At 62.7% G+C, this 15233-nt stretch carries 14 protein-coding genes; 3 read left to right on the top strand and 11 right to left on the bottom strand.

The window, feature by feature from the left end:
• Window positions 1-45 precede the first annotated feature (45 nt).
• The 5 genes from LOY52_RS14710 to LOY52_RS14690 are packed head-to-tail and all read right to left on the bottom strand — an operon-like array spanning window position 46 to window position 6524.
• Window positions 46-1311: an FAD-binding oxidoreductase gene (locus tag LOY52_RS14710; protein ID WP_258674615.1), complete on the bottom strand. Its 1266-nt coding sequence runs from the start codon at window positions 1309-1311 to the stop codon at window positions 46-48.
• A 2-nt stretch (window positions 1312-1313) separates the two neighbouring features.
• Window positions 1314-2891: an aldehyde dehydrogenase (NADP(+)) gene (locus LOY52_RS14705; protein ID WP_258674613.1), complete on the bottom strand. Its 1578-nt coding sequence runs from the start codon at window positions 2889-2891 to the stop codon at window positions 1314-1316.
• Between the two features lie 59 nt (window positions 2892-2950).
• Window positions 2951-3898, bottom strand: a complete 948-nt coding sequence (locus LOY52_RS14700; RefSeq protein ID WP_027613817.1) for a dihydrodipicolinate synthase family protein — start codon at window positions 3896-3898, stop codon at window positions 2951-2953.
• A gap of 49 nt (window positions 3899-3947) precedes the next feature.
• Complete coding sequence (locus tag LOY52_RS14695; RefSeq protein WP_258674611.1) at window positions 3948-4874, bottom strand: 4-hydroxyproline epimerase; 927 nt, start codon at window positions 4872-4874, stop codon at window positions 3948-3950.
• Between the two features lie 21 nt (window positions 4875-4895).
• Entirely contained in the window at window positions 4896-6524 is a 1629-nt protein-coding gene (locus tag LOY52_RS14690; RefSeq protein ID WP_258674610.1) for an APC family permease, read from the bottom strand.
• Window positions 6525-6724: 200 nt separating this feature from the next.
• On the opposite strand from LOY52_RS14690, the gene LOY52_RS14685 reads away from it, so the two are divergent.
• Window positions 6725-7498, top strand: coding sequence for an AraC family transcriptional regulator (locus LOY52_RS14685; RefSeq protein ID WP_258674609.1), 774 nt, complete (start codon window positions 6725-6727; stop codon window positions 7496-7498).
• A 10-nt stretch (window positions 7499-7508) separates the two neighbouring features.
• On the opposite strand, the gene phnE is transcribed toward LOY52_RS14685, so the two are convergent.
• The 6 genes from phnE to LOY52_RS14655 all read right to left on the bottom strand — a co-directional run bounded on the left by phnE (window position 7509) and on the right by LOY52_RS14655 (window position 13132).
• The gene (gene phnE / locus LOY52_RS14680) at window positions 7509-8276 is read right to left on the bottom strand and encodes a phosphonate ABC transporter, permease protein PhnE (RefSeq protein WP_258674607.1); all 768 of its coding nucleotides are present in this window, start codon (window positions 8274-8276) and stop codon (window positions 7509-7511) included.
• The gene (locus LOY52_RS14675; protein ID WP_258674606.1) at window positions 8273-9100 is read right to left on the bottom strand and encodes an ABC transporter permease; all 828 of its coding nucleotides are present in this window, start codon (window positions 9098-9100) and stop codon (window positions 8273-8275) included. The genes phnE and LOY52_RS14675 overlap by 4 nt, the downstream gene beginning before the upstream one ends.
• Window positions 9094-9891 carry a phosphonate ABC transporter ATP-binding protein gene (locus LOY52_RS14670; RefSeq protein ID WP_258674604.1) on the bottom strand — a complete coding sequence of 266 codons (798 nt, stop codon included), beginning with the start codon at window positions 9889-9891 and terminating at the stop codon, window positions 9094-9096. The genes LOY52_RS14675 and LOY52_RS14670 overlap by 7 nt, the downstream gene beginning before the upstream one ends.
• Window positions 9888-10751, bottom strand: a complete 864-nt coding sequence (locus tag LOY52_RS14665) for a putative selenate ABC transporter substrate-binding protein (RefSeq protein ID WP_007969266.1) — start codon at window positions 10749-10751, stop codon at window positions 9888-9890. The genes LOY52_RS14670 and LOY52_RS14665 overlap by 4 nt, the downstream gene beginning before the upstream one ends.
• Window positions 10752-10982: 231 nt before the next feature.
• Window positions 10983-12161: a hypothetical protein gene (locus tag LOY52_RS14660; protein ID WP_258674601.1), complete on the bottom strand. Its 1179-nt coding sequence runs from the start codon at window positions 12159-12161 to the stop codon at window positions 10983-10985.
• A gap of 89 nt (window positions 12162-12250) precedes the next feature.
• Window positions 12251-13132 (bottom strand): LysR substrate-binding domain-containing protein, encoded by an 882-nt coding sequence (locus LOY52_RS14655; RefSeq protein ID WP_258674599.1) that lies wholly within the window; start codon window positions 13130-13132, stop codon window positions 12251-12253.
• A 135-nt stretch (window positions 13133-13267) separates the two neighbouring features.
• On the opposite strand from LOY52_RS14655, the gene LOY52_RS14650 reads away from it, so the two are divergent.
• Both LOY52_RS14650 and aguB read left to right on the top strand, forming a co-directional pair.
• On the top strand, window positions 13268-14320 hold the full coding sequence (locus LOY52_RS14650) for an agmatine/peptidylarginine deiminase (protein ID WP_258674598.1): 1053 nt from the start codon (window positions 13268-13270) through the stop codon (window positions 14318-14320).
• A 3-nt stretch (window positions 14321-14323) separates the two neighbouring features.
• Window positions 14324-15232 (top strand): N-carbamoylputrescine amidase, encoded by a 909-nt coding sequence (gene aguB / locus LOY52_RS14645; RefSeq protein ID WP_258674597.1) that lies wholly within the window; start codon window positions 14324-14326, stop codon window positions 15230-15232.
• Window position 15233: the final 1 nt, after the last annotated feature.

Genomic DNA, 15233 nt, shown 5'->3' with positions numbered 1-15233 from the left:
CAAGGTCGGCGCTCAGTATGAAACCAAAAACGTTTCATCGGTATCTCAGAAGCGACCCAGTCGATAGGCATCCATGGTCGGCACGCCGGAATGGGTCGAGGGAGACGCCAACTGAGCAATCATCTCAGCAGTCACCGCCGCCTGCGTCAGCCCCAAATGCTGATGCCCGAACGCGAGCAGCACCTTGCCGTCGCCGACCTTGTCGATGACCGGCAGCGAGTCCGGCAGCGACGGACGAAAGCCCATCCACGGCGTTGCGTCTTCCGCATTCAAATCATGGCGGAACAAGCCCTTGCTCAAACGGTGCAGTTGCCAGGCGCGCTCCATGAACGGCGGGCGCTGCAGGCCGGCGAACTCCACCGTACCGGCCAGGCGCAGGCCGCCGGTCATTGGCGTCATGATGAACTTGCGCTCCAGCGAGGTGACGGCGAACGGCAGGCGTCCGTGTTCGTGCGGCAACATCAGGTGATAGCCGCGCTCGGTGTCCAGTGGCATGCGTTTACCGGTCAGCGCCGCGGTGAGCTTCGCCGAATGCGCGCCACAGGCGATCAGCACCCGCCGCGCGGTGAAACGCCCCTGATCGGTGAGCAACGACACGCCATGTTCCTGCAACTGGCCACCCTGAACCTCCTGCTGGAAGAACTGCACACCGGCCGTTTTGGCCGCGCTCACCAATTCACATACCACCTGATACGGGTCGAGAAAATGCCCGGTGCGCGGGTAGAACAACCCGCCCTGAATCTGTTCGGTGAGCTGCGGTGCGCGCTCCCTTACGGCGTTGGCCGACCAGAAATCCACGGGCACCTGCTGCTGACGCATGCGCGCCTGCAAGGCCTCGACGGCGGGGCGCGACTCGGCGCGCTCGAACACCACCAGCGAACCGTCCTCCTTGAGCAGGTCGGGGCGGGCGATGCTGTGCAGCAGGCGCTTCCAGGCGTCGAGGCTGCTTTCGTTGAGCGCACGCAGGCCGGCCACGGTGCGTTGGAACGGCGCCGGGCGCAGGTTCAGCAGCAATCGGCTGAACCACGGTATGGCACACGGCAGGTACTTCCAGTCCAGGCGTAGCGGCCCCATCGGGTCCATCAGCATCGCCGGCAGACGTTTGAGGATCGACGCGTCGGCAATCGGAAATACCTGCTCGGTGGCCAGATGGCCGGCGTTGCCGAACGAGGCGCCATGACCGGGTGGCTGGCGGTCGATGACCACCACCCGTTGACCCTGACGTGCCAGTTGCAGGGCGCAGGCGACACCGATGATGCCGGCGCCGATCACCGCGATATCGGCGTTGTCCGCTGTGAGGTTGTCGGGCATGTTCAGGCTTCCCTCTGACCGTCGAGCAAGCGCCGCAATTGCAGCGGATTCGCTTGTTTCAGCGGCGGCGGCAACAGGCTGTCGGGGAAGTCCTGATAACACACCGGACGCAGGAAACGCAGAATCGCCGCCGTACCGACCGAGGTGCTGCGCGAATCCGACGTGGCCGGAAACGGCCCGCCATGCACCATCGCATCACAGACCTCGACCCCGGTCGGCCAGCCGTTGACCAGCAGGCGTCCGGCCTTGCGTTCCAGTGTCGGCAACAAGGCCCGGGCGTGATCCAGATCGGTGTCATCCAGGTGCAGGGTGGCGGTCAATTGGCCTTCGAGGAGTTCGCAGACCTGACGGATTTCATCGTCGTTGGCGCACTGTACGATCAGTGATGCTGCACCAAAGATTTCACCTTGCAGGCGTGCGTCAGCGAGGAAGTCCTGCGCCTGGGTCACGAACAATTGCGCCTGACACTGGTTCGGGCCTTCAGCTGCCAGACCGATGGCCACGCGTTGCGCTTGCGGATGTTCAGCCAATGCGCCGACGCCAGTTTCATAGGCACGGGAGATCCCCGGCGTAAGCATGGTCTGTGCCGGGCTGCGCTGGACCCCTTCGGCGGCGGTGGCGATGAAACTGTCCAGCGCCGGCCCTTGGTGAGCGATAACCAGCCCGGGATTGGTGCAGAACTGCCCGGCGCCCTGAGTCAGCGAGGTCACAAAGCCCTGCGCCAACGCCTCACCGCGTGCGGCTAGCGCTGCGGGAAACAGCAGCACCGGATTGATCGAACTCATTTCCGCGTACACCGGAATCGGTTCCGGCCGCGCTTGCGCCGCTCGGCTCAGGGCGAGGCCGCCACTGCGCGAGCCGGTGAAGCCCACAGCCTTGATGCGCCAATCGCTGACCAACGCAATGCCGACCTCGTTGCCGGAGCCGAACAGCAGCGAAAACACGCCTTCAGGCAAACCGCATTTTTTCACTGCGCGAGTCAGCGCCTGGCCGACCAGTTCACTGGTGCCGGGATGTGCGCTGTGCGCCTTGACGATCACCGGGCAACCGGCGGCCAGCGCCGACGCGGTGTCGCCGCCCGCCACGGAGAACGCCAGCGGAAAGTTGCTGGCGCCGAACACCGCCACTGGCCCCAACGCGATTTGCCGCTGGCGCAGATCCGCACGTGCAGCGGGTTGGCGCTCGGGCTGAGCGTGGTCGACCCGCAAATCCAGCCATTCGCCGGCGCGCACGGTGCGGGCGAAGGTGCGCAATTGCCCGCAGGTGCGCCCGCGTTCGCCTTGAATCCGTGCGCGGGGCAGACCGCTTTCGGCCACCGCGCGGTCGATCAGCGCATCGCCAAGGGCTTCGATCTCATTGGCGATGGTTTCGAGAAATTCAGCGCGCGCCTCCAGGGAGGTCTCGCGATAACGATCAAAGGCTTGCCACGCCAGTGCGCAGGCCTGTACGACATGCTCTGCAGTGCCACCGGCATAGGCCGGTTCCAGCACTGCGTCGGTGACGGGATTGATCGCGCGGATCGCTTCACGGCTGCCGGCGATGGCTTGGCCGCCGATCAACATGTGGCCTGTCAGAGTCATGACGCTTCCTTGAAAAAAAGAGGTGAGGCCCCGGCATCACGCCGGGGCAGGGGTTGCGGTCAGGCGAGGTTCTGTTCCGCGGACCAGTTTTTGTACCACTGGCGGAACAGCGCGTACTGGGTCTCGGCGTAACGACGCTGGGCATCGCTCAAGGCGTCGGTTTCGTTGAAGTGCAGGGCATATTCGCGGTCGCCGTTGAGCACCATCAGGTGCTTGTAATACAGCACCAGATCGCAGCCTTCATCGAACGACGACAGCACCGCCAGCGCCGCTTCCAGTTCGCGCGCCAGGCGCCGGGCCTTGGCGTCGCCCTTGGCCGCTTGCTTGCTCAGCGCCACCAGTTGCAGCACTTCGCGCGGCAGGGCGTTGCCGATGCCGGTGATCGCGCCGGTGGCGTTGCAGTTGACGAAGCCGTGCACCACTTGCGTATCGACACCGACCATCAGGGTCACGGCATCGTCCTGCGAGGTGATGTTCTCGGCGGCGTAGCGCAAGTCGGCGCCACCGCCGAATTCCTTGAAGCCGATCAGGTTCGGGTGTTCGCGGCGCAGTTCGAAGAACAGGTCGGCGCGGGTGGCGAAGCCGTAGTAGGGGCTGTTGTAGATCACTGCCGGCAGGTTCGGCGCGGCGTTGAGGATCGCGGCGAAGTGGGCTTTTTGTGCGGTGGCCGAAGCGCCACGGGACAGCACTCGCGGAATCACCATCAGGCCATGCGCGCCGACTTTTGCGGCGTGCGCGGCATGGGACACCGCTTCACGGCTGTTGACCGCGCCGGTGCCGACGATGGTCGGTACGCCAGCGGCCACCAGGCGCGCCACGCCTTCCTGACGCTCGGCCTCGGTCAGCAGCGGCCAGTCGCCCATCGAACCGCAGTAAACCACCGCGCTCATGCCGATATCGATCAGCTCGCGACCCTTGGCCACCAGTGCGTCGAAGTCAGGTTTGCGCGCGGCGGTGCACGGGGTCATCAGCGCGGGAATGCAGCCAGTGAAGATGTTATCGCTCATTGTTGTAGCTCCTCGGGACATTCATTCAGATCGGTAGAAAGCGGGGCACTCAGATGCCCCAGGCGAAAGGGTCCTGCTCGTCGATCAGCAGGGTGGCGTCGGCGGTTATGTAGGCGCGGCCGGTGATGAACGGGCGCACGCGCTCGCCATGCCATTCGAAGCGCCCTTCGAACTGGCTGCCGGTGATGCTCGCTTGGGTCCAGACCTGGCCTTCGGCGAGTTTGCCGTCGGCGGCCAGGCACGCGAGTTTGGCGCTGGTGCCGGTGCCGCAGGGCGAGCGGTCGTAGGCTTTGCCCGGGCACATGACGAAGTTGCGGCTGTCGGCGTGGGCGTCGTCGGCAAACAGTTCGACGTGGTCGATCAGCGCGCCGTCCTCGCCGTGGATGCCATGGGCTTCGAGGGCCTTGAGCATCGCCCAGGTGTAATCAGTGAGGACTTCGACGTTGCTCATCTGCAGGTCCTGGCCGTGCTCGGAGACGAGGAAAAACCAGTTGCCGCCCCAGGCGATATCGCCGAACACGCGACCGTAACCGGGCACGTCCACCGGCACCTGTTTGCGGTAGCGCCAGGCCGGGACGTTGCCCACGGTCACCGCGCCGCTCTCGTGCAGGGTGGCGCTGACCGGGCCGACCGGGGTGTCGATCTTGTGCACGCCCGGTTCGATCTGTCCCAGGTAATGCAGCGAGTTGACCAGGCCGATGGTGCCGTGGCCGCACATGCCGAGGTAGCCGGCGTTGTTGAAGAAGATCACCCCGCAGGTGGCGTCCGGCGACACCGGCGCGCAGTACAGCGCACCGACCAGCACGTCGTTGCCGCGCGGCTCCAGCAGGCAGGCGCGGCGCCATTGATCGTGGCCTTCGCGCAAGGCGTCGCGCTTCTCGGCCATGCTGTTGCCGGGCAGCTCGGGGAAGCCTTTCATCACCAGACGTGTGGGTTCGCCGCCGGTATGGGAATCGATGATGTGCAGTCGTTTCATGGTTCGTCCCTTGAGTGAAGGTCAGGCGTGAGCAGGGCGCTGGCCCGTTGCCGAATGGGTGGAGGATTCAGCGGCTTCGCTTTCGTCGTCCTCGGTTTCCAGACGAATCAGGCGTGCCGGTACGCCGGTGGCGGCGCCCCAGTAGTAGATGCCCAGCGCGCAGACGGCGACGATCACGGTGTCGAACGGATGGCTGAGCACACCGATGCCACCGAAACTGCCGAGTTTGGAGAGGACGATGGTCACGGCGTAGAAGCCGATCAGCCACGCCGACGAGCGCACTTGCTGGCCGAGGTTGAGGTGCGCGGTCGGCACCATGCGCCCGCACAACAGGTAGATGACAAACATCAGGATTTGCAGGCCGAGCAACCACGACACGGTGCCCCAGCCCGACCAGTAGACAATCAGCGCGGCGATGATGAACGACAGCGGCCCAAGCACGCTCATGCCCTTGACCCGGAACGGACGCGGCATGTCCGGCGCGTTGCGGCGCAGTGCGGCCACCGTCACCGGAGCCACCGCATAGCTCAATACCAGCGCGGCGGAGACCACGTTGATCAGCGCTTCCCACGACGGGAACGGCAGGGTCCAGAACACCGACAGGCCTAAGGTCAGCCACAGCGCCGGGCGCGGGATGCCGGACTTCTCATCGATGCGGGTGAAAATTTTGAAGAACGTCCCGGTCTGCGCCCAGCCGTAGATCACCCGTGGCGTGGCGTTCATGTAGATGTTGCCGCAGCCACTGGGCGAGATCACCGCATCGGCCACCACCAGATACGCCAGCCAGCCGACGCCCAGTGCCAGGGCGATGTCGCGGTACGGCAGGGCCAGTTCCTTGGCGACGCCGGCCCAGCCATTGGCGAGCATTTCGGTCGGAATGCCACCGAGGAACGCGGTTTGCAGCAGTACGTAGATCGCGGTGGACAGCAGCACCGACAGGATCAGCGCGATCGGGATCGTGCGTTGCGGATTCTTCACTTCACTGGCCACGGAAATGATCGGCGTCAAGCCCAGATAAGCGAAGATCACCCCGCCAGCCGACACGGCCATTTCGATGCCGGACAGACCGAACGGCGCAAAGCCGTGCACTTCGAAATTCGCCGGTTTGAAGAAGGTGAACAGCACGCCGATCACCAGCAGCGGCACGATGAACTTGAACACGCTGACCAGATTGTTGGCCATGGCGAAGGTCTTCACGCTGCGGTAATTGAGCAGGAAAAACAGGCACAACAACCCGAACTGCACGAACCAGCCAAGCACGGTCGGGTCGCTGGAGCCGACCTTGGTCAACTCGGGAAACCACGCCGCCGCATATTGCCGCGAGGCGACCACTTCGATCGCCACCAGGCTGGAAAACGCGATCAGCGTGATGAAGCCCATCAGGTAACCGAGCAGCGGGCCGTGGGAGTAAACCGGGTAGCGCACCACGCCACCGGCACGGGGCAACGCGGCGCCCAATTCGCAGTAGACGATGCCCAGCAGCAACACAGCGAAACCACCGAGCAGCCAGGAAAAGATCCCTGCCGGGCCGGCGATGGCTGACACGTGACTGGCGGCGAACAACCAGCCCGAACCGAAGATCGCCCCCAGTCCGATGAACGTGAGGTCTATCAGTGAAAGTTGTTTCTTGAACTTGCCTTGGCCTGTCATAGCGTCGCCTTCTTGTTGGTTGTTGGAGGGGCGTGCAGTGGCGCTACAGTGAACTCATCAGGCGTTGCGCGATTGATGTTTTTTGCCGGTGACGATGACGAAATCAGCACAATGGCCAACGGCAAAGGCCCGGCTCGACAGGCTGTCGGTCATGGGGCAATCTGCGTGCAAGTGATAAAGCCGAGTGGGGAGTGAGAGGCATGCCGCAGAACGCGTTTGCGATCCTGAGCCAGCACAACGAAACGAGCCGACCGCAGAGCCTCGACGATCTGCTCGCCAGCATGGCGCTGTTGTTGCCGATGCTCGACGTGATTCCCAACGCGGCGATCTTCATCAAGGATCCGCAGGCGCGCTACGTCATGGCCAACCAGACGCTGGTGCAGCGCTGCGGTTTGAAAGACCTGCGACCGTTATTGGGCAAGACCAGCGCCGAGGTGTTTCCGGCACAATTGGGCCCGGGCTACACCGAGCAGGATCGGCGCGTGCTGGAAGAGGGGTTTGTACTGGAGGATCAGCTGGAGCTGCATCTGTACGGCAGCCGCGAACCGGGCTGGTGCCTGACCCACAAGCGTCCGCTGTACGACCGCGATAACCGGATCATTGGCCTGGCGGGGATTTCTGTTGACCTGCAAACCGCCAGCGAAACCCATCCGGCGTATCAGCGGCTGGCGGCGGTGGATGAATACATCCGGGCGAACTTCAATCAGCGCGTCAGCCTGAGCGAACTGACGCGCATCGCGGGAATTTCAGTGGCGCAACTGGAGCGTTACTGCAAGCGCGTGTTCCACCTGACGCCGCGCCAGATGATCCAGAAAGTCCGTCTTGAGCATGCGCATCGCTTGTTGCACGGCGAGTTGCCGATAACCGAAGTGGCGCTGCAGTGCGGCTATACCGACCACAGCGCGTTCACCCGGCAGTTCAAGGCGTCGACCGGATTTACCCCGCGCCAGTATCGGTTGGCGACAGCGCCCTGAGGCTTGCCCGTCAGGCCTTGACCCAGCGCTGCCGGCTCCAGGCACTCAGCGAATCCACGCCCAGCACCAGAATCAGCATCGCCAGAATCACCGTACTCGCCTGCGCTTCCTGAAACAGGCTGAGGCTGACATACAGCATCTGCCCCAAACCACCGGCGCCGACGAAGCCCAGCACGCTGGCCATGCGGATGTTGTTTTCCCAGCGATACAGGCAATACGCGAGCAATTGCGGGGCAAGGTTGGGCAGGGTGCCGTAGCAGAAGGCGAGCACTGGGTTGCCGCCCTGCAAGCGGATCGCTTCGGCAGGTTCCGGCGGGGTGTTTTCCAGCGCTTCGGCGAACAACCGGCCGAGCACCCCGGTGGTGTGCAGGGCCAGCGCCAGGGTGCCGGCATTCGGGCCGAGGCCGGCGGCGAGCACCATCAACGCCGCCCACACCAGTTCCGGAATCGCCCGCAGACCGTTGAGCAGCAGCCGCGAAGCGCTTTGCAGCGGCCAGCCAAAACGCCCGGCGGCAGGCAGCGCGAGGAGGATGCCGAACACCGCTGCGAGCAGCGTGCCGAGGGCCGACATGGCGAGGGTTTCCAGCGCGCCCTTGAGGATTGCCTGCAAATGCGTGGCGCTCAGGTCCGGGCTGAGAAAGCGCTGCGCGTAGGCACCCATCTGCTTGAGGCTGGTGGCGCTGCCGAGTTCACCGAGGTCGAGTTCGAGGTAGCCGAACGAGGCGATGACCGCTACGCCAATGCCGGCAATCAGCAACAGATTGATCAGGCGATTCATGTCAGCCTCCAGCGCAGCAGGCGGCTGAGTTGGTCGGCGCCGAGCACCAGAATCAAGAAAGTCAGCAACATGCTCGCCACTTCACCGCTGGCGAACATGCGCAGCGACAGATCGATCTGCTGGCCGAGGCCACCGGCGCCGACAAACCCCATCACCACCGAGGCACGAATCGCGCACTCCCAGCGATACACCGTGTACGACAGCAGCTCCGCCGCGACATTCGGCAGAATCCCGTAGGCAAACGCCGCGAGTCGTCCGCTGCCGGCCTGCATCAAGGCATGCGCCGGACGCTGGTCGGTGGACTCGAAGATTTCCGCGTAGACCTTGCCGAGCATGCCGCTGTAGGTGATGGCGATCGCCAGCACACCGGCCGCCGGGCCGAGGCCCACGGCACGCACGAACAGCAGCGCCCAGACGATTTCTGGCACGCTGCGCAAGAAGATCAGCAGCCCGCGTACCGGCCAACGCAGCAAGCGCCCGAGCCGACTGGGAATGCCGCCACGAGAGGCGGCAGACAACGACAGCGCGCGGCTGGCAATCAGGCTGGCCGGCACCGCCAGCAGCAACGCCAACGCCATGCCGGCGGTGGCAATGGCCAGGGTTTGCAGGGTGGCCTTGAGCAGTAACTGGAGAAAATCGTGGTCATGCGCCGGTGGCCAGAATCCGGAGATGAAGCGGCCCATTTCGGTCTGGCTGTCGCTGTGCAGCAGCACGCCAAGGTCCAGTTCGCTGAGCTGGATGCCCGGCCACAGCAGGGCAATCGCCAGAAGGGTCAGCAGTAATCGCGGCGCGGCCGCCGGGTCGCGTGAATCGGCCTTCAGCATCGCGGGATCTGCACAATCAGCGGCGCACTGGGCGTTGTCGGGCTTTGCAATTGCTCGTTGACGTACAGCGTATCGAGCATCTCGCGGCTGACCTGTTCGGCCGGGCTGTCAAACAGGATCTGGCCGTCGCGCAAACCGATGATGCGCGGAAAGTGTGCCAGCGCCAGTTCCACTGCATGCAGGCTCGCCACCAGCGTGACGTTATGTGCCCGGGCATGCTGCGAGAGGATCGACAGGGTGTGCCCGGCCAGCACCGGGTCCATCGCCGACACCGGTTCGTCCGCCAGCAGAATCTCCGGTGCCTGATACAGCACCCGGGCAATGCCTACGCGCTGCAATTGGCCGCCGGACAATTGCTGGCAGTAAGCGAAGAGTTTTTCGCCCAGATCCAGACGGGCGAGGGCCGCGCGGGCGCCGGGGATGTCCGTGGGATGCAGCAGATTCAGCAGGCTCTTGCCCAAACTCCACTGGCCGAGTTTACCGGCCAGCACTGCCGTCACCACCCGTTGGCGCGGCGGCAGCGGTGGGGCTTGATGCACCAGGCCGATGCGCGCACGCAGGCGTTGCCGTTGACGAGTGGAGAGGTGCCAGGGATGTTCGCCCAGCACCTCGATTTCGCCGCTGCTGGGGCGCAACGCGGTGGCCAGCAGATTCAACAGACTCGACTTGCCGGCCCCGGAAGGACCGATGATCGCCACCTGCTCGCCCGCGCCAATCTGCAGGTCGACGCCGCGTAGCGCATCGACCCCGTTGGCGTGGTGCAGGCGGGCTTGTTTGAGGCTCAGGGTCATTTCAACAGATCGGCAGCGCGAGCGGCTTCCTCGATGCCCTTGTAGTTCTCGGGCTTGGTGTCGATGAAGCGGCTGGCCGCCTGCAGATCAAGAATCTTCTTCTGCTCCGGGTTGGCCGGGTCGAGGTCGAGGAAAGCTTTCTTGATCTTCGCCGCCAGCGCCGGGTCGAGGGTGCCGCGCACGGTCCAGTTGTAATCGAAGTAGGCCGGGGTGGTGGCGAACACGTGGACCTTGCTGGTGTCGACTTTTCCGGCGTCCACCAGTTTCTGCCAGACGCTGGCGTTGAGCACACCGGCATCGACCTTGCCCGCCTGGACCCAGGCGACGGTGGCGTCATGTGCACCGGAGTAGGCGACGCGACTGAAATAGGCTTCAGGCTTGATGTTGTCGTTCTTCAACATGAAGTAACGCGGCATCAGGCTGCCGGACGTCGACGAGACGGAGCCGAAGGCAAAGGTCTTGCCCTTGAGGTCGGCCAGGCTCTTCACGTTCGGGTCGGCGCTGATGAATTTGCTGGTGAACTGCGCATCCTGCTCGCGCTGCACCAGCGGGATCACCGGGGTGGTGGCGTCGGTCTTCAGGCGTGCCTGAACAAAAGTGAAACCGCCCAGCCAGGCCATGTCGAGGCGGTCGGTCGCCAGGGCCTCAACCACCGCCGGATAGTCGGCCACGGGAACGAACTGCACCTTCATGCCCAACTGCTGCTCCAGGTACGCACCCAGCGGCTCGAACTTGCGCAGCAATTCGGTCGGGGCTTCATCGGGAATCGCGCTGACCCGCAACACATCGGCGGCATGCGCCACCAGAGCAGAAAAAGACAGGGCCAGACCAGCAGTCAGTGCCAGGGTTCGTTTGAGCATGGAAATCTCCGTTTCATGAGCGTCGCATTCTAAGCGCCACCGGGCGCGGTGTCGCGCGCGGACGCTCAATCAGGTTAGACGAAACGGCGAGGTTATACGCAGGCGCAGGTGTATGCGCCAGAGTCGACATGATTGGCCTGCGGGAGAAGTTTATCTTCCTGATTCGCTGTCAGCCTTTTCCGACGCTGGCGGTGTCGGCGGTCTGCCTCGTAAATGACCAGGGAGGGGCACTCAAGACTTGGCTGTGCCCTTTTTCGAAACGGGTCTATAGGCATTCAGATCGACATCTATTTCATGCTTGTTGAGCTTCTGATCACCCACCTGCGCTGTATAGAACCTTGCGTATTGCCTATCAATCTCCAGCAGTCCCCGGATACTTTTGTATTTTTTGTTCAGTAGCAGTTTGATGTGCTCCCACTTGGGTTTCCCGTGATTCTTGACGTAATCGACGTTTTTCAACGGTTTGAAGTAGTTGATCAGTTCGGCTTCGGTAATGGTGATCGCTTCGGACTTTGTAAGCGTTTTCAACTCCTTATTCGAAGTGAGATCGAGGCTTCGCATCCTGAACCCAAACAAGTGAATGATGAGCGACTCGTATTCGTTTCTGGCGAGTTCGCTATTCAGCTCGTTCAGCGTGGTGTGCGGAAACAGCCTTTCAAATGGCTCTTGCTCCGTTTTTCCGATGTAGGCGATGCGCTGATTGCCCACATCAAGACCAAAGTGGTTGACAATCTGATCAATGGTCAGCCGGCAGTTTGCCCGGCCTTCAGCCCCGGGCAACAGGCTGTAATTCACCTCTTCGGTTTTTGTGGTGTCCCACATGGCGTTGTTCAAGGCATGAAAATCAGGATGGTTTTTCCTTGAATCAACGGCTTTTTTATCGTCTGTGACGGCATCCCAAAAAGGATCGAAAATTTTTATCTCGTAACGTGTGTCGTGATCGACTTCGACTTCCCGGGAATAAATGCCAAGCAGGATTTTCAGCGCAAAGCGTTCACTGAGCCATGTCTTGGCATACGCGCGTATCGTCGCCAGATAAAGCTGTCGCTTGACCTTTTTTTGGGGAAGGTAGCGTTCCAGTAGAAGGTATCGGAGGAACGTGTCCCGGTCGGGAAACCTGCTCATGAATCCAGGCAGAGAGTGCAGCATATCGACCAAGGGGAAGGAGCACTGCAAATAGCGGAATGTCCTGCTTTCGGGGTCGCCGATTTCCACTTCACACTGAAGGTCGCCGTTTAGAGTAACTCTGGTCTTTTTGGGGTTGAACCGACAGACGTTCATGACCGAGAGAAAGTAGATGTTGGCATCTTGATAGTGTTTATGAGCCAGACGAAGCTTTCCCTGTTCACCGTACATTTGTTCGGGGGTTAGAAAGGCCCAGCTTGGCCCGTCAAAGTGGAAAATTTTCATACGTTGTCATCCATAACACTGAATTAAGGCGGTTGGCCACCATCGTCCTTGAACCCTGCAAGCGGTTGCAAGCATAAACGCTAAAGTTTTCAGGAAGCCGTCGCCTCAAGATGGGCTTGCGTCATTTCTCTAAACAACCATTCACTGAAACTGCGCGCCATCGGATCACTCTCACTGTCACGATGGGTCAACAGCGCCCAGTTCGGGCCACGAATGGTTTGCTCCACCAACGGTTGCAGCAACCCCGTGTCCCGCGCCTGACGGCTGAGCAACTGGCTGACCAGCGCAATCCCCAGCCCCGCCGCAGCGGCATCGAGCAATAAGCCCGGATCGGAAAAATTCAGCCCCTGATCCTGCTGCCCGACATCGACCCCGGCCTCCACCGCCCAGTGGCTCCAGTCCATTTCCCGTTCGCCGTGCAGGGTCGTGCGTTGCGCGGCAGGTTGCGCCAACACGCTGGGGTGACACGCCGGAAACAGGCGGTCGGCATGCAGCACCTTGAAGTTGCATTCAGCCTGGGAGCTGATGTCGTCGCGCACCGCCAGATCGATGGTTTGCGTGGCCATGTCCGGCACCTCGTCGGTGCTGAAAATCCACAGATCGACTTGCGGATGCTGACGCCGAAAATCTGCCAGACGCGGCAGCAGCCAGTGCCGGGCGAACGCCGGCGTGGTGTTGAGCACCAGTTGATTGGGTTTCTGATATTGGCCCAGACGGCGGATGCCGACCGCCAGTTGCTGGAGCATCGCCTGCGTGGTGCTGAGCAGATCGTGGCCGGCATCGGTCAGCGACACGCTGCGACCGCTGCGAAAGAACAGCGGTTGTTCGAGATACGCCTCAAGGCTGCGGATCTGCTGGCTGATCGCCGATTGGGTGAGGCTCAGCTCATCGGCGGCCTTGTGAAAACTGCCGAGGCGCGCAGCCGCTTCGAAGCCGCGCAGGGAGCTGAGCGGCGGCCAGTGCTTGAGCATATCGATAAGTTCCTCTAATCAGTTGTGCGCTAAATCCATCGTTTGTTGCTGCGATTTCTGCGCCGTAGCATTCGCCTCATGCCAAATCCCGGCAATCTCCATTGAACACAATGGCTTAATCGAGAGGTGCTTGTCATGCCGCGCAACGAGAATAACAACAACGCTTGGATGATGCCTGCCGAATGGGTGACGCACGCGGCGACGTGGATGGTCTGGCCGCATAACCAGGCGCTGTGGGAGTCGGGCTGGCGCGTGACATTGCCACAGGTGCAAGAGGACTTCGCTCGGGTCGCCAACGCCATCGCGCGATTCGAGCCGGTGAAAATGGTCGTTGATCCCTCGGCGGTAGCGAGCGCCAAAGCCCTGTGCGGGCCGAACATCGAGCTGATCCCGCTGGCGGTCAACGACAGCTGGTGCCGCGACTCTGGCCCGAGCTTTGTCTGCCACCCGCAACAAGGGCTGGCCGGTGTCAGCTGGCGCTTCAATGCCTGGGGCGGCAAGTCGGCGCATGAGCTGGACGAAAGCCTCGCGCGGCGCGCACTCAATCATCTGGGGCTGGAATGCTTCGGCACGCCGTTGAGCAACGAGGGCGGGGCGATTCATGTCGACGGCGAGGGCACGCTGATCACCACCGAGTCGGTGCTGCTCAACCCCAATCGCAACCCGGGCATTGGCAAGGCCGAAATGGAGGAGATTTTCAGCCGTTTGCTCGGCGTGAAGAAAACCATCTGGCTGCCGGGCGACCCGGACTACGTCACCGGCGACATGACTGACGGTCACGTTGATGGCGTATGCGCCTTCGCCCGTCCCGGCGTGTTGCTGGTGGATGCGACCCACGACCAAAGCTCGGTGTACGCCGAAGTGGTCCGCGAAAACCGTCGTGCGCTGGAGCTGGCGACCGATGCACAGGGCCGCAAGTTCGAGCTGATCGAACTGTTCGAAGCCAGCGAAGCGGTGGACAGCGACGCCGAAGTGTTCTGCGCCTCGTACACCAATTTCTACATCGCCAACGGCGCGATCATCATGCCGGCCTACGGCATCGAGGCCGACGAGGCGGCGGCCAAGGTGCTGGTTCAGGCATTCCCCGGACGCGAAGTGGTGCCGGTGCGCATCAATCATCTGGCCCATGGCGGAGGCGGGGTGCATTGCATCACCCAGCAGCAACCGGCCTGGCCAGTGGAGGGTTGAGCGATGAGCCATCTGACCATCGCCACCACCCAGATGCCGTGCACCTGGGACCTGCCGCGCAACCTCGATCAGGCCGAGCAACTGGTGCGGGAGGCCGCCGCGAAGGGCGCGCAGGTGATCCTGTTGCAGGAGCTGTTCGCCACGCCGTATTTCTGCATCGAACAGAGCCACAAACATCTGGCGCTGGCCGAGGAGTATCGCGAAAGCCGTGTGCTGCAGCGCTTCGCCGCGCTGGCCAAAGAGCTGGGCGTGGTGCTGCCGCTGAGCTGGTTCGAGAAGGCCGGCAATGCGTATTTCAATTCGCTCACCGTGGCCGATGCCGACGGGCGCCTTTCGGGGGTGTATCGCAAGACCCACATCCCCAACGCCATCGGCTATCAGGAGAAGGAGTATTTCAGCCCCGGCGATAGCGGTTTCCGCGTTTGGGACACCGCGTTCGGTCGCCTCGGCGTGGGTATCTGCTGGGATCAGTGGTTTCCCGAGACCGCGCGTTGCCTGGCGTTGATGGGCGCTGAAGTGTTGCTGTTTCCCACGGCCATTGGTTCCGAGCCGGGCTGTGCAGCACTGGATTCTCGTGACCACTGGCAGATGACCATGCGCGGCCATGCCGCCGCCAATCTGCTGCCGGTGGTGGCGGCAAACCGGGTCGGGCGCGAAGTGGCGACCACCGATCCGTCGCTGCAAATGCGCTTCTACGGCTCGTCGTTCATCAGCGATCACAAAGGCCAGTTGCTGGCCGAAGCCGACCGCGACAGCAGCGGGGTGCTGGTGCACAGCCTCGATCTCGACGCGATGCGCGAAGAGCGCCTGAGCTGGGGCATCTACCGCGACCGCAGGCCGGACATGTACGGCGCGCTGCTCAGTCAGGATGGTCGCAATCTTCATGCACGCTGGAACGCTCAAGGGGTTTGAT

It is taken from the genome of Pseudomonas sp. B21-051 (assembly GCF_024748795.1).
In the GTDB taxonomy this organism is placed as follows: Bacteria; Pseudomonadota; Gammaproteobacteria; order Pseudomonadales; family Pseudomonadaceae; genus Aquipseudomonas; species Aquipseudomonas putida_A.
This window is presented reverse-complemented; position numbering and strand designations above follow the sequence as displayed.

Bases quoted from the DNA above. Each gene is read 5' to 3' on its own strand.
- LOY52_RS14705 (WP_258674613.1), bottom strand. From the start codon at position 2,891: ATGACTCTGACAGGCCACATGTTGATCGGCGGCCAAGCCATCGCCGGC.
- phnE (WP_258674607.1), bottom strand. From the start codon at position 8,276: ATGAATCGCCTGATCAATCTGTTGCTGATTGCCGGCATTGGCGTAGCG.
- LOY52_RS14660 (WP_258674601.1), bottom strand. From the start codon at position 12,161: ATGAAAATTTTCCACTTTGACGGGCCAAGCTGGGCCTTTCTAACCCCC.
- LOY52_RS14650 (WP_258674598.1), top strand. From the start codon at position 13,268: ATGCCGCGCAACGAGAATAACAACAACGCTTGGATGATGCCTGCCGAA.
- LOY52_RS14690 (WP_258674610.1), bottom strand. From the start codon at position 6,524: ATGACAGGCCAAGGCAAGTTCAAGAAACAACTTTCACTGATAGACCTC.
- LOY52_RS14655 (WP_258674599.1), bottom strand. From the start codon at position 13,132: ATGCTCAAGCACTGGCCGCCGCTCAGCTCCCTGCGCGGCTTCGAAGCG.
- LOY52_RS14710 (WP_258674615.1), bottom strand. From the start codon at position 1,311: ATGCCCGACAACCTCACAGCGGACAACGCCGATATCGCGGTGATCGGC.
- LOY52_RS14675 (WP_258674606.1), bottom strand. From the start codon at position 9,100: ATGCTGAAGGCCGATTCACGCGACCCGGCGGCCGCGCCGCGATTACTG.
- aguB (WP_258674597.1), top strand. From the start codon at position 14,324: ATGAGCCATCTGACCATCGCCACCACCCAGATGCCGTGCACCTGGGAC.
- LOY52_RS14700 (WP_027613817.1), bottom strand. From the start codon at position 3,898: ATGAGCGATAACATCTTCACTGGCTGCATTCCCGCGCTGATGACCCCG.
- LOY52_RS14685 (WP_258674609.1), top strand. From the start codon at position 6,725: ATGCCGCAGAACGCGTTTGCGATCCTGAGCCAGCACAACGAAACGAGC.
- LOY52_RS14670 (WP_258674604.1), bottom strand. From the start codon at position 9,891: ATGACCCTGAGCCTCAAACAAGCCCGCCTGCACCACGCCAACGGGGTC.
- LOY52_RS14665 (WP_007969266.1), bottom strand. From the start codon at position 10,751: ATGCTCAAACGAACCCTGGCACTGACTGCTGGTCTGGCCCTGTCTTTT.
- LOY52_RS14695 (WP_258674611.1), bottom strand. From the start codon at position 4,874: ATGAAACGACTGCACATCATCGATTCCCATACCGGCGGCGAACCCACA.